Below are 13619 nucleotides of genomic sequence, written 5' to 3' on the forward strand. Positions count from 1 at the left end.
AAGATGAAAAAGCCGATCCTAGTGGGCCTTGCCCTGATCCCGCCGCTGCTCCTCGGTGGCCTGGCCCTCGCGCAGTCTGCCGGAGTTAACAGCCTACGCGGTGCCGAAGTCGATGAGCCCGCCGTCCTGGATCAGGTGCATCGGACAGTCGAAGGCCGTATGCAGCGCAATTATCGCCAGCAGCCGCCGCTGATCCCACATTCGATCGAACAGTACCAGATCGACCTGCGTACCAATCAGTGCCTCTCCTGCCATGACTGGACCAAGGCTGGTGAACGCAACGCTCCGACGTTGTCGATGACTCACTATCTGGACCGCGAAGGGCGAGAGTTGGATCAGATCGCCGGCACACGGTATTTCTGCAATCAGTGCCACGTACCACAGGCCGATGCGCTGCCTCTGGTCGATAACACTTTTGAACCTTCCTCCGGAAACTGAACACAGGTCGAAAAGGAGAGCGCGACATGTCCGACTCCCAAGAAAAACAAGGACTCATCCGGCGCCTCTGGACCTGGTTCTGGAGCCCGATCGCCGTCCTCAGCGTCGGCTTTACACTACTGGCCGGGTTTTTGGCAGGCATCCTGTTCTGGGGTGGGTTCCACTGGGCACTGGAATTGACCAACACGGAAGAGTTCTGCGTATCCTGCCACACGATGGAAACCAATCTGGGCGAATATCGGGAAACGGTCCATTACAATAACGATTCCGGCGTGCGGGCCATCTGTTCCGATTGCCACGTCCCGGACGAGTGGAACCACAAGATCAAGGCCAAGATCATGGCCGTGAAGGACGTCTACCACGAACTGGCAGGCACCATCAGCACGAAAGAGAAGTATGAGGACCATCGTCTTTCCATGGCGTCGGCCGTATGGAAGAAGATGAAGGAATCCGACAGCCGGGAATGCCGCAACTGCCACAACTTTGACTATATGGACTTCACCCTTCAGGAAACCCGCGCAGCCAGCGAACACCAGCGCGCAATCGACACCGGCATGACCTGCATCGATTGCCACCAGGGCATCGCACACAGTCTCCCGCCCAATTATTTGGAAACGTATGAGAAGATTGCGAAAGAGGTAGATGGTGAGGTTCTGCAGGAACACGCTGCAGCATCAGGGGACGACATCCGCGCGTTCCTGAACAAAAGCTCGGAACAAGGTGGGGACTGAGATGTTAGAGATACTTGGAACCATCGGCGGTAACGTACTGGGTCTGCCCGGCATTCTGGGTCTGGCACTGGGAATGATGACGCGCCAATACTGGTTGGGTGCACTGATGGGTGGATTGGTTGGCCTGATCGCACCTCTGCTCTTTGCTGGTTGGCAGATTTCCCACGTTGGAACGATAGCGCTGCTGATCGCAATTATCGTTGGTCTCTGCGCCGGAAGTCTGGGCACCGCCATTCGCCGCAAGGGCGCAACCGTCTGAAGTGGTTGGGCGGGCCCGGCGGCAATGCCGGGGTCACCGTCCCCAGTTTTCCGCCGGATCGCTTTCCGCATAGTCCCTCAAAAGCGCGATATCCGAGATTTCGGCGTGGTTGCGGTTGATCTTCACGCCCACCGCCTTGAGCCGCGAAAACGCCCGGCTCAGGCTTTCCGGCTTCATCCCCAGACGGCCTGCGATGAGCATCTTGTCGTAGGGCAGCAAAACCTCGCATCCGCCTTTGTCGCTGTCGCAGAGATTCAACAAAAACTCGGCCACGCGTTGCGCTCCGGTCTGAGCCTTGAGTTGCTCTAGCTGCGCCACCAACGAGTGAAGATGGGTAAAGGTCGCGGCCAGAATAGAAATACCGATCTCAGGGTCCTCTCTCATCAAAGAGATCAGGATCGGACTGGGGATATGCATGACATCACAGGCCGATACGGCCTCGGCGGATACAGGATAGGGAACGTTACGCAGAGCTACGGCCTCACCAAAGCTGTCACCACGTTTGAAGACGCTCACGACGGCTTCGGCCCCGGTGGGGGTCATGCGGAACAGCTTGACCCAACCCTCAAGCACGACGTGGATGGCCTGCGCTTTTTCCTCCTGCAGGAATATTGTCTCACCACGGTCATACTGGCGCCAGATCGCGTGGCTCAGCAGTGTTTCCACATGCTGTTCCGGTAAACTGCGCAGCAGCAGCGACTGACGTGCGATCGCTTTTTGTGCTTCGTGAGACAAGAGAATACCCCTGTTAATTCCTGCCGGCGCATGGGCGCGGTCGGTCCATCCCTGTTCCACGCTATGCCAGAGCCGGCAGTTGTGCACCATAGTTTTATGTTGTCTAAACTTGACTATTGTCATGTTGCGGCTTGGTTCGCTGCCCTATTCTCGGCTCAAAGCCAGTATTCCGGGGAGCACGTAACATGGACTACGAGCGTTATTTCAGTCAAAGCCTCAGTGACCTTCGGGATGAAGGGAACTATCGTGTTTTCATAGACTTGCAACGTCGCTGTGGTTCTTTCCCGAACGCACGTCAGACGGATGGATCTGTCCAGCGAAATGTGCGGATCTGGTGTTCGAATGACTATCTTGGCATGGGTCAGCACCCATCTGTTATCGATGCAATGCATGACGCATTGGATCGCTGTGGCGCGGGGGCCGGGGGCACGCGAAACATATCAGGCACCACTCACGACCACGTGCTGCTTGAGGCCGAACTGGCCGATCTGCATGGAAAGGAAGCCGCGCTTCTGTTTACTTCCGGGTATGTTTCGAATTGGGCAGCCCTTGGCACTCTCGCCGCGAAAATCCCCGGCCTGATCGTATTCTCTGATGCACTGAACCATGCCTCGATGATCGAAGGCATCCGCCACTCGCGGGCGCAGAAGGTGATCTGGAAACACAACGATTTGGATGACCTTGAAGCCAAACTGGCCGCAGCTGATCCCGATGCGCCGAAGATGATCGCGTTCGAGTCGGTCTATTCGATGGATGGTGACATCGCCCCCATCAAAGAGATTTGCGATCTCGCCGACAAATACGGCGCGATGACCTATCTGGATGAGGTTCATGCCGTTGGCCTCTATGGGCCACGCGGCGGTGGTATCGCTGAACGCGAAGGTCTGATGGATCGCTTGACGGTGATCGAAGGCACGCTTGGTAAAGCGTTCGGTGTGGTGGGCGGGTATATTGCTGCCTCGGCTGCGCTGTGCGATTTCGTGCGCAGCTTCGCCAGCGGGTTTATTTTTACCACCGCCCTGCCACCATCGATCGCGGCCGGGGCCGCGGCCTCGATCCGGCATTTGAAACAATCGAATGCTGAACGCGACCTGCAGAAAGCCCGTGTAGCTCAGGTTCGGGCCCGTTTGGATGCGGAAGGTATTCCTCATATTCCTAACCCCAGCCACATCATCCCGGTGATGGTGGGCGATCCGGTGAAGTGCAAGTTCATCTCGGACACGCTGCTGGAAGAGTTCGGCATCTACATTCAGCCGATCAATTATCCCACCGTACCAAAAGGGACCGAGCGTCTGCGGATCACGCCGTCTCCGGTACATACGGATGAGGATATCGAGCATCTGGTTGGCGCGCTGTCCACACTCTGGCAACGCTGTCAGATTGCGCGCATGCCGATGGCAGCCCAGTAACCAAGAAGCGCCCCCTAGCGTAAAACTTCGCCGTCTCCCCGGAGGCGGCGTTTTTTTGAGTCAGATCAGGTAGAGGGCAAAGACAATGATGGCAAAGCCCGTCAGCACCATGGTGAAACCTCGCAGCCAGGCCGGGCTGTTTACGAGATCAAGATAACAAGCCAGGATAACGCGACATTTCGCCAGTGCGAGGACCAGAATACACCCCGCCAGAACGGCTGGCGGGATGGGCAGCACAGTCAGCAGTGCAGATGCAACGCTGAGCGCCAGAAGGCTGAGCCATGCGCGCGTGAGCGTATTCGGGAGCCTCCGGCGGGAGTATTTGGGAAAAGATGAAGCTGCGGGCATCCGTATTATCCCAACAGGTAGATCACGGGGAAAAGCAGGATCCAGACCAGATCGACCATGTGCCAGAACTGCGCACCTGCCTCAATGTTGCGTGGATCGTCACGCCAGGCGACCAGCAGCAGGATACCGACCCCTGCCAACACATGTGCGGCGTGAAACCCGGTCAGCAGATAATAGAACAGGAAAAATGGGTGGGTCTCATAGGTGATCCCCTGTGCGGCTTTGCCCGCGTATTCCGCACCTTTGATGATCAGGAACACGACACCCAGCACGGCGGCAGTGATCAAGGCCATTCGAGCCACGCCCCGGCGCGCGATTTTTCGCCACTGCAGCGCCTGCGCCGCCAGATAGCCCGAAGTGACCAGCACCACCGTGTTTAGCGCTGCCCCTGTCCGGTAAAGGTGCGATTGAGCCTCGGCAAATCCTGTCGGGTCGGTCAGGCGCACGCCCATAAAGGCAATCAGGCCCGCGCCGAAAACCAGCAATTCCGAGATGATCAGAACCCACATCAGCAGCTCGCCCGGAAGCTCATCGATCAAAGAGGCGTCGCTCATGCTCCAACCAGTTGGCGGTAGATCTGAGGCAGGGCCATGATCAGCCGGTGCGGGTCGGGGATGACGGCGAAGCCGCCTTGACCGAACATGCGCGGGAACCAGCTTTTGCCGGTTTTGTCGATGGTAACGCCAAAGACCGATTGCCCTGCCCGACGCGCCTCGCGCACGGCCATGCAGGTGTCTTCGATACCGTGGCGACCCTCGTAATGGTCCAGGTCGTTGGGTTTGCCGTCAGTGATGATCAATAGCAACCGGCGTTTGCGCGATTGGCTGGCCAGATCGGCGGAACAATGGCGTATTGCGGCGCCGAGGCGGGTATAGTGGCCGGGGCGCAGCGAGGCGATGCGCTGTTCCACCAAACTACCCATCGGCTCATCGAAGCGTTTACAGCGCTGCACGTAAACCCGCTGGCGTTTCAGCGAGCTGAAGGCGTGGATGGCGAAATCGTCGCCGCAGGCGTTCAGACCCCAGGCGAGTGCCGCAAGAGCCTCGCGTTCAATGTCGATTACGGCGCGGCCTGTGACGGCGCTTTCGGTCGAGCGGCTGACATCCAGCAGGATAGACACCGCCAGATCGCGCGCCTCGGGGCGCGATTGCATCCAAATGCGTTCGGTGCCTTCGCCATTGGCACAACGGTCTACCTGCGCCCGAACGGCTGCCTCGATATCCAATTGGTCACCATCCAGATGACCGCGCGTCATCACGCGGCCCGGGCGCAGCGCCTCGAACTGGCGTTTCACGGCGCGGATACGACGGGCAGTGGCGGGGTCTTTGCCGAACTCGGCGGCATCTTCGCGAATCTCGGCATCCGAGGTCAGAACGTTGACATGATCGGGCAAGTATTGGCCGATGCGCACGTCCCATTCGGGATACAAAACCCGTCCCGACAGGCGTTCGCGGTTCACGTCCTCCGGAGCGAGGTCCAGATGAAGTTTCAGTTTGGTCGGCGGCGCCTTCGAGATCTGACCCAAGCCAATCTCTTCCTGATCATCGGCGGCTTTCTTGGCGTTATCAGGATCGTCATCGTCGATGCGCCGGTTGATGTTCAGGAACTCGGCCCAACTGAGGATCGCTTCGAACTTGTGCAGGATGAAACTGTCGCTGCGGTTGGCCTGATCCGATTTGCGGCGGCGGGCACGGTGAGTTTTTTCGCCGGATTCCTCAGGTGGTCCTTCGGTTTCGGGGTTCTCCACTTCGTTATGTTCGGAGAACCCGACCGGGCGCAACTCGGGCCACAGCGGGACAGGCCGGAAATGCTGATAGCCGCGCGGGGCGGTGAGGTCGTCATCCAACGCTAGAAGATGTTCAGCCTTTGGCGACAAAGGCGCGGGGTCGCCAAGCATGTGGCGGGCCAGTTCTTCAACCGCTGCCTCGACGGGTGGCAGCCCGGAAATGTCGCGTTGATACAGCACGCCCTTACACAGTTCCGCATATAGCGGGCGCAGGCCGGGGGCGTTGTGCAACGCCGCCTTGACCATCTGTCGGGCGGCAACAAGCGCATGCAGGTCGGCGCGCAACGGGTCGTCTTCGTCGATACGAGTTCCGGCATGTGCAGCGGCGGCGGCCAGCCAGACATAAAGCGCACCGTTGGCTTCACGCGCGGGAAACACCGCCAGCCGATCCGGCAAACGCAGAACTTCGCCATCGAACGACGCACGCGGCATTAGCTCGGCCTCGGTTGCCAGACGACGACGCCACCCCAGACGGTGGCGCGAAATCTCGGGCGAGACCGGGCGCAATTCTACGCCCGGACTACCCCCAAGTCCTCGAAAGAGGACTGCCAGCCGCCCTGCGACCTCTGAGAGGTCAACCGCGGCTCCATCATGCACTTCAGGTGCATCAAGGCGACTGGCAAGGGTGTGCCACAGTTTCCCGATCGTTTCTTCGGGTTCCCATGGCTCAAAATCGATCCTGACCATCGGCCGGCCTCACCCAAAGACAGCCGTGACAAGATCGAGGAGCCCGCGTTTGATATCCTCATCATCAGTCAGAGGTTCGATCATTGCGGCGAGGATGGCGCGGTCGGTGGACATGCCCTGTGCGATCAGCGTCGCGGCATAAACGACCAGCCGGGTGGACACGCCTTCCTCAAGGTCCTGACCCTTAAGCCCGCGCAACTTACCTGCAAGGCGTACCAGCGGTTTACAGCGTTCAAGCGGCAGATCGCTTTCTTGCGCGACGACTTCGGCCTCCATCTCGGGCGAAGGAAAGTCGAATTCCAGCGAGATGAACCGCTGCCTGGTCGAGGGTTTCAGGGTTTTCAGGATATTCTGGTATCCGGGGTTGTACGAGGCCACCAGCATGAAGCCGGGCGCGGCCTCAAGCTCTTCGCCGGTGCGGTCGATCGGCAGGATGCGCCGGTCATCGGTCAGCGGGTGCAGCACAACGGTGACGTCCTTGCGGGCTTCGACCACCTCATCAAGGTAGCAGATCGCGCCTTCGCGCACCGCACGAGTCAGAGGGCCGTCAACCCAGACGGTTTCGCCGCCCTTCAACAGGTAGCGACCGATCAGGTCGGCGGCGGCGAGGTCATCGTGGCAGGCTACGGTGTAAAGTGGGCGGCCAAGCTTGGCAGCCATATGGGCCACAAAGCGGGTCTTGCCGCAACCTGTTGGGCCTTTCAGCAAGACCGGCAGGTCGTTGTTGTAGGCGGCGGTGAACACATCGCATTCATCGCTTTGGGCGAGGTAGAAGGGGGCGTTCGCCGCCCCCTCATTCAGTTTCATGGAGCCATCCATATCCATTACTCCGCAGGGGTTTCAGAGGCACCGGGTTCAATCACCTCTTTCCGGGGCACCCAGATCGAGTAGATGAACAGAAGCGCACCAAGGACCACGACCACACCAGAGCCAAGACGCATCCAGTAGAAGATCGCGATCTGGTCCTGCACGTCCATGAAGTAGTCACCGACCACACGTTGCATGTGAGTCTGCACGGTACCACCGAAGGTCAGGACGAAGGTCATGAAGACCATGCCGCTGGTCATAAGCCAGAACGAGCCCATGTTCAGAACCTGATTGTAGGGATCACGGTTCTTCAGGATCGGCATCGCATAGCTGAAGATCGCCAGGTTGAGGCAGACATAAGCACCGTAGAAGGCCAGGTGACCGTGGGCTGCGGTGATCTGCGTGCCATGGGTATAGTAGTTCACCCCGTGCAGCGTGTGCAAGAAGCCCCAGACACCGGCACCGAAGAAGGCAAGCGTTGCACAGCCCAGTGACCACAGCAGAGCAGCCTTGTTAGGGTGGTCACGACGGCCCTTCCAGACCATGACGAAGGCAAAGGCCATCATCGCGAAGAACGGGATCACCTCGAGGCTTGAGAAGATCGAACCGATCCACTGCCAATAGCCGGGTGTACCGATCCAATAGTAGTGGTGACCTGTCCCAAGGATGCCCGAGAACAGCGCGGCGGCGACGATGACATAGAGCCATTTCTCGACCACCTCACGGTCAACGCCCGTAAGCTTCAGCATCAGGTAGGCCAGGATCGAGGCCATGATCAGCTCCCATACGCCTTCGACCCATAGGTGGACGACATACCACCAGTATTGCTTGTCCAAGGACAGGTTGCCCGGGTTGTAGAAAGCAAACAGGAACAGCAGCGCCAGACCCCAGAGGCCCAGAACAAGGATGCTCGAAATCGCCGTCTTCTTGCCCTTCAGAACGGTCAGTGACACGTTGTAAAGGAACATCAGCGCGGCCACGACGATGCCCGCCTTGACCCATTTGGGTTGTTCAAGGAACTCGCGCCCCTCTTTGCCCAGCAGCCAGTTGCCTTCGAACAGGTTGAAGACATAGGTCACGACCACGCCCAGCGTGCCAACCACAAGAATAATCAACTGCAGATAGGCCAGCTTGGTCGAATGGATCTCGCGCTCGGTCTCTTCGGGGATCAGGAAGTAGGCCGCACCGAAGAAGCCCAGCAGCAGCCAGACGATCAGAGAGTTGGTGTGCAGCATCCGTACGATATTGAACGGCAGAAGCTCACTCAGGAAGTTCGGGAATACATAGATGAAACCGGCCAGCAGGCCGCCGATTACCTGTACCGCGAACAGGGCCATCGCTACTGCGAAGTAGGCGTAGGCGATTTTTTGGGATTCGTATTTCATTGCTCCGTTCCCTTTCTCAGCCTGCCTCGTTGGGCGGCCAGCCCTGCGCATCGATGTTGTCCGTCCAGATCAAGAAGTTGGTCAGATCGCGGATCTCTTCGTCGCTGAGGTTGAAATTGGGCATCTGCCGACGACCGGGAATGCCGGTCGGCTGCGCCTCCATCCAGCCCTTGAGCGCTTCAAAGGCCGATTCCGGGTCGTCCAGCACACCCCAGCGGGTCATCACATTCCCGACTTCCGGCGCGTAGTAGGCGCCCTCACCCAGGATCGTGTGACAGTTGATGCAGGCATGTTTTTCCCAGACATGTTTGCCCCGAACCACACTGTCATCAAGCTTCGCCGAATTCTCGGAGTTGACGATGTACCAGTGCGAGTGGGCCGACAGGGCCAGGAAGATGAGGATGAAGAACAGTGACCCGCCATAGAATATGTTGCGAGCCATGCTCTTTGTCATGACTTCTCGCATTGCGCTCTCCTTTGCGCAGATTAGCTAGTCTGATGACAATGGCGGGTGGGTCGCAGGGCTGCCTTAACGAAAGTCAAGCATGCCAAAGTAAGCGCGGAATTGGACACCTGTGGTCATAATTGCGTCAGTATCACTAAAATGCCCTCAGATTGCCTTGAAAAATAGTACTTAGAACAGCATGTTTCCGGACGTTCGAAAAGTTGAAGCGAGCGTTCTCGATTTATCGGTGAATAGAGGTGCTTAGATGGCACCTGAAGCGTGGTGGTTAAAGAATGGCGAACTACTCATACATCGGATACGCACCCGGCGTCATTACGGTGAATACAATTGGGCCTGATACGATCACCCTGGACGCAAGCTATGACCCCGCGACGGACCGAAGGGTATTCAATGTTGAGGACGAGGCCGGTGGTTTCATTCGAAATGGGTTTGGCCCGCCAGTTCCCGATACCGGGGATGTTTTCAACGGCGACAGATTCAACAACGAAAATGGCGACGACGATACACAGACCGGAACAGTAACAAACCTTGATGGTTCGACAACGTTTCTGAGCGGCGACATCTATCTGGAAGAATCCTACATTCTGACGAATCCCAGTGGTGGGACAATCACTGTGTACCTTGTCGAGGTTGAAGGAACCAACGCTGGCTACATAACCTCTGAGCCCCTAGATCCCGGGGTGACGTATTCGATGAGCGTCGTCAACGTTACACCGAGCAACGCACCGGACACGACTGACCCCGATTCCATCGTTGATGTTCCTTGTTTCTCAGCCGGAACGCTTATTGCGACACCTGATGGTGATGTCGCGATAGAAACGCTTTCCGCTGGTGACAAGGTTGTCACCTTGGATCATGGACCACAACCAATTCGCTGGATCGGCGCGCGCGCTCTGGATAGGTCTGAATTTGCGCTCAATCCCAAGCTGCGCCCGATCCGAATCGCAGCGGGCAGTCTGGGAAGCAACCTGCCGCGACGCGATCTGTTGGTCTCACCGCAGCATCGCATGTTGATCCGTTCGAGTATCGCCGATCGCATGTTCGACAGCGAAGAGGTTCTGGTCCCAGCCCATAAGCTGGTCGGCATACCCGGCATAACCGTCGACGAGACAGCTCAGGGCGTTGTGTATTTCCATGTTCTGTTCGACCGGCATGAGATCGTGCTGGCGGAAGGCGCGCCGTCAGAAAGCCTATTCACAGGCAAGCAAGCCTTGAAAGGAATACAGCCCGAGGCGCTGGCCGAAATTGTTGCGCTCTTCCCAGAGTTAGCTTTGCCAGACCATCAACCAATCGCAGCCCGCCAGATTCCAAAACGCGGAAGACAAATCCATACTTTGCTGCAACGGCATATTAAAAATGACAGGGCGTTGCTCCGACTTTCTTAATCTAAGAACCGTTGCTCAGGCCGCTAGACGTGGCCCGGTCAACGCGGGCCACATCGCAACCAGATACAAGACGATGGCGCAGATCCACAGCCCATCTGAGGCCAGCATCGCAACCAGATATCCCTGGTCAAACGCCGACCCGACCCAGCGCAAAACTGCGGCTGCCGCCATCAAACCGTAAGCGATCGCCATGGGTGGCGGGGCCACGAGGGCACGGCCACTATGGCCAAGGGCGGCCCGACTCATCACGGCAAGGGTCATGCCGCCGACGCAGCCAATGCCCAGAACATGCAGCGCCCCGATCTCGCTGCCGAACCCCAGCACAGCCAGCCCCCACAGGATCAGGCCCAGCGCCAGCATGCCCAGCCCCAGATGCAACGCGATCAGGATCGGCTGCCGCAGTGCCCAGCGTGCGCGCCAACGTGCCATGCGCAGGATCTGAGCAACGCCAAGCATTAGCGCGATAGCGCCTGATACAGGTGCGATTCCAAAGACGAGCACGCTCAGCGGCAGTGACAGTGCAAGCCCCATGGCGGCTTTATCAAACGCTCCTACCGAAATAGGCCAGTTGGATTCGGGCTCTCCCGCGCGTTTCATCGCATTTCGGGTGAAAGCTGGCGTAATGCGCCCGCCAAGTATCGCGATTAGGCTACAGAGCGTCAGCAACCCCGCTCGCAATCCGATGTCCAGCGTATCGCTGGTCACACCGATCCACTCTAAATGGGTTAACAAGTTGGCAATCCAGATCGCACTGAGCAGCAAAAGGAATACCATGTTCTGCGGCTTGGGGCGTCGGATCAGCTGAGTAGCAATCTTTGCCGCCAGAATTGGAACAAAGACCAGATCGAACACAGCGACCAGAACAGGCGGCAGCGCACCGGAGAACCACATCGCTACCCGCCCGGCCAACCAGAGACCTGCAGCCAGCATGATGAACCGGGCGCGCGCCTCTGGGGTCCCGGTCCAGTTGGGAACAGCCGTCAGAAAGAACCCGCCCAGAGCTGCTGTGGCATAGCCAAAGATCATCTCATGCGCGTGCCACATTGGGGGACTCATGGAATAGGTTGGGTCTTCGTATCCGACCAACCCGGTCTGCGTCATCAACCAAAAACCCCACGCGCCTCCCGCGAACAGACCAAAAAGTCCGGCGGACAGGAAAAAGATGCGAAACCCCTCGCCCAATACGCGCGCGATCACTGCCGACATGCCTGTTCTCCTCGGCCTCAATGGCTGTTGGAACAGGTTTAGCAAGGCCGACCAGTGATGGACTTAACCGAAATCAAGCATCCGAAAAACATGTCCCTGAAACTCAGGTTTTCCCTTTGTTTTATGGCTCATTATAGCCCGTCAATTTCCAATTTGCGCGCGTTCCGTTGACTTTCGTCAAGGATGACAAACGCGTGATGTTTCACCCTAGGACCTGCCTCACCAGCAAATGGAGAGTGATCATGTCACTTGGAATCAGCTACAACAGAACTGGCCGCGCCTTAGGGGTCGGTTTGGCAATGTTGCTGGGCAGCGTCGCTGCGCCAGTCTTTGCCGAAGAGCCAACCCTGAGCAAGGAAGCCTTTGAATCATCAAAACAACTTTACTTTGAGCGCTGCGCCGGTTGTCACGGTGTGTTGCGCAAAGGGGCAACCGGCAAAAGCCTTGAGCCTCTGGTTGAAACGAAGAATGACGATGGTACCGTAACCGAGTCTGGCACCCTGAAACTGGGGCAGGAGCGACTGGAAAAAATCATCGCATGGGGCACCGAAGGCGGGATGAACAACTTCTCGGACGTGATGTCCGAAGAAGAAATCCGCGATATGGCGACCTACATCCAGATGGAGCCGCCCCAACCGCCGGAAATGTCGCTTGAACAGATGATGGCGACCCGCAAGGTCTATGTCGAACCCGAAGATTACCCGACCGAGCCGCTGCATGGCCGCAACTGGGAAAACTTCTTTGTCGTCATCGAACGTGACGTGGGCAAAGTGGCCGTGATCGACGGCGACACCAAAGAGGTGCTGGCGCATATCCCGACCGGTTACGCCGTGCACGTCCTGAAAGCGTCCGAGCACCATAAACTGGAAGAACCCGAAAATCCGGGCCGCTTCTGGTACACCATGGGCCGCGACGGGAAGATGACCAAGATCGACCTGTGGCAGAACCCCGAGAACATGCTGGTTGCCGAGGTTACCATTGGTTATGACGCGCGCGACGTGGCGGTATCGGGTGACGGTAAATACGTCATCGGTGGCGCCTACTGGCCCCCTCATTTCGCCATCGTCGACGCCGAAACCATGGAGCCGAAAAAGGTTGTCTCGACCCGGGGTTACAACGTGGACGGGGATTATGTGGAAGAGGCCCGCGTGGCCGCCATCTACACCACCCCGAACGAGCCCACATGGATCGTGGCCGTCAAGGAGCTCGGTCAGCTTTGGCAGGTGGACTACTCCGATCTGGACAACCTGCGTATCGACAAGATCGACAGCGCAAAGTTCCTGCATGACGGGTTCTTTGATCCGACCGGCCGTTATTTCCAGATCGCCGCAAACGCGTCGAACAAGATGGTCGTGGTCGATACCGAGACTCATAAGCTGGAAGCTATGATCGATACCGCGCCGCTGCCGCACCCCGGCCCGGGCGCCAACTGGGATGACCCGAATTGCGGTCCTGTTGCCGGTACGACCCACCTGGGCGAAGGCACGGTTACCGTTTGGGGCAACGACCCCGAAGGCCGCCCGGACGATGCCTGGAAAGTCTGCTACGAGGTGGAAACCGACGGACCCGGTCTGTTCATCCGGACCCATCCGAACTCGGACTACATCTGGGCCGACCAGACCAAGCACCCCGAGCCTGAGATCCAGCAATCGGTGCAGGTCATCGACAAGGCAACCGGTGAGATCGTGAAAACGATCCAGATCACAGAAGAAGAAGGCAACGTCGCCGTCCACTTCGAGTTCAACCAAGACGGATCCGAGGTCTGGGTGTCCAAGTGGAACCGCTCGACCTCGAAAGAGCCAAATGGAGAGATCGTGATCTTCGACGCCAAGACGCTGGAAGAGATCGGCCGCGTGAAGGGACTGTTTGCACCCACCGGCAAGTTCAACGTCTACAACCGTTCGAACCACGTCACCTGACGGGTTTTGTACTCAGCACCGGAAAGGGCGGGCCCCTCGCCCGCCCTTTCCTCGTTTG

At 58.1% G+C, this 13619-nt stretch carries 14 protein-coding genes; 6 read left to right on the plus strand and 8 right to left on the minus strand.

Going from position 1 to position 13619, the window contains the following annotated elements:
* Window positions 1-3: 3 nt before the first annotated feature.
* Genes AC2TEM_RS17365 through AC2TEM_RS17375 form a run of 3 tightly spaced genes read left to right on the plus strand, consistent with a single transcriptional unit; the run spans window position 4 to window position 1428 of the window.
* The gene (locus AC2TEM_RS17365; RefSeq protein WP_170398181.1) at window positions 4-438 is read left to right on the plus strand and encodes a nitrate reductase cytochrome c-type subunit; all 435 of its coding nucleotides are present in this window, start codon (window positions 4-6) and stop codon (window positions 436-438) included.
* 26 nt (window positions 439-464) lie between these two features.
* Entirely contained in the window at window positions 465-1169 is a 705-nt protein-coding gene (locus AC2TEM_RS17370; RefSeq protein ID WP_170398176.1) for a NapC/NirT family cytochrome c, read from the plus strand.
* 1 nt (window position 1170) lies between these two features.
* Window positions 1171-1428 (plus strand): hypothetical protein, encoded by a 258-nt coding sequence (locus tag AC2TEM_RS17375; protein ID WP_170408114.1) that lies wholly within the window; start codon window positions 1171-1173, stop codon window positions 1426-1428.
* Window positions 1429-1461: 33 nt separating this feature from the next.
* Here AC2TEM_RS17375 and AC2TEM_RS17380 read toward each other — a convergent pair whose 3' ends face one another.
* Entirely contained in the window at window positions 1462-2163 is a 702-nt protein-coding gene (locus AC2TEM_RS17380) for a Crp/Fnr family transcriptional regulator (RefSeq protein WP_170398170.1), read from the minus strand.
* 185 nt (window positions 2164-2348) lie between these two features.
* On the opposite strand from AC2TEM_RS17380, the gene hemA reads away from it, so the two are divergent.
* Window positions 2349-3572 (plus strand): 5-aminolevulinate synthase, encoded by a 1224-nt coding sequence (hemA, locus tag AC2TEM_RS17385; RefSeq protein WP_170425552.1) that lies wholly within the window; start codon window positions 2349-2351, stop codon window positions 3570-3572.
* Between the two features lie 60 nt (window positions 3573-3632).
* Here hemA and AC2TEM_RS17390 read toward each other — a convergent pair whose 3' ends face one another.
* From AC2TEM_RS17390 to AC2TEM_RS17415, 6 genes are read right to left on the minus strand one after another with little or no spacing between them, the layout of a single operon-like run.
* Window positions 3633-3920 carry a cytochrome C oxidase subunit IV family protein gene (locus AC2TEM_RS17390; RefSeq protein ID WP_480459885.1) on the minus strand — a complete coding sequence of 96 codons (288 nt, stop codon included), beginning with the start codon at window positions 3918-3920 and terminating at the stop codon, window positions 3633-3635.
* A 5-nt stretch (window positions 3921-3925) separates the two neighbouring features.
* Complete coding sequence (locus tag AC2TEM_RS17395) at window positions 3926-4474, minus strand: cytochrome c oxidase subunit 3 (protein ID WP_170425549.1); 549 nt, start codon at window positions 4472-4474, stop codon at window positions 3926-3928.
* Window positions 4471-6393 (minus strand): VWA domain-containing protein, encoded by a 1923-nt coding sequence (locus tag AC2TEM_RS17400; protein ID WP_170425546.1) that lies wholly within the window; start codon window positions 6391-6393, stop codon window positions 4471-4473. The genes AC2TEM_RS17395 and AC2TEM_RS17400 overlap by 4 nt, the downstream gene beginning before the upstream one ends.
* A gap of 9 nt (window positions 6394-6402) precedes the next feature.
* Window positions 6403-7212, minus strand: coding sequence for a CbbQ/NirQ/NorQ/GpvN family protein (locus AC2TEM_RS17405; RefSeq protein ID WP_170425543.1), 810 nt, complete (start codon window positions 7210-7212; stop codon window positions 6403-6405).
* Between the two features lie 5 nt (window positions 7213-7217).
* Window positions 7218-8585 (minus strand): cbb3-type cytochrome c oxidase subunit I, encoded by a 1368-nt coding sequence (locus AC2TEM_RS17410; RefSeq protein ID WP_170398155.1) that lies wholly within the window; start codon window positions 8583-8585, stop codon window positions 7218-7220.
* A gap of 16 nt (window positions 8586-8601) precedes the next feature.
* Window positions 8602-9051, minus strand: a complete 450-nt coding sequence (locus AC2TEM_RS17415) for a c-type cytochrome (protein WP_170398152.1) — start codon at window positions 9049-9051, stop codon at window positions 8602-8604.
* Between the two features lie 272 nt (window positions 9052-9323).
* Here AC2TEM_RS17415 and AC2TEM_RS17420 point away from each other — a divergent pair, with 272 nt between their 5' ends.
* Entirely contained in the window at window positions 9324-10436 is a 1113-nt protein-coding gene (locus AC2TEM_RS17420) for a Hint domain-containing protein (protein WP_480790611.1), read from the plus strand.
* A 15-nt stretch (window positions 10437-10451) separates the two neighbouring features.
* Here AC2TEM_RS17420 and AC2TEM_RS17425 read toward each other — a convergent pair whose 3' ends face one another.
* Window positions 10452-11642 carry an NnrS family protein gene (locus AC2TEM_RS17425; protein ID WP_170425541.1) on the minus strand — a complete coding sequence of 397 codons (1191 nt, stop codon included), beginning with the start codon at window positions 11640-11642 and terminating at the stop codon, window positions 10452-10454.
* Between the two features lie 242 nt (window positions 11643-11884).
* On the opposite strand from AC2TEM_RS17425, the gene AC2TEM_RS17430 reads away from it, so the two are divergent.
* Window positions 11885-13561 carry a cytochrome D1 domain-containing protein gene (locus AC2TEM_RS17430; RefSeq protein WP_170398146.1) on the plus strand — a complete coding sequence of 559 codons (1677 nt, stop codon included), beginning with the start codon at window positions 11885-11887 and terminating at the stop codon, window positions 13559-13561.
* Window positions 13562-13619: the final 58 nt, after the last annotated feature.

It is taken from the genome of Ruegeria sp. HKCCD3925 (genome assembly GCF_057221175.1).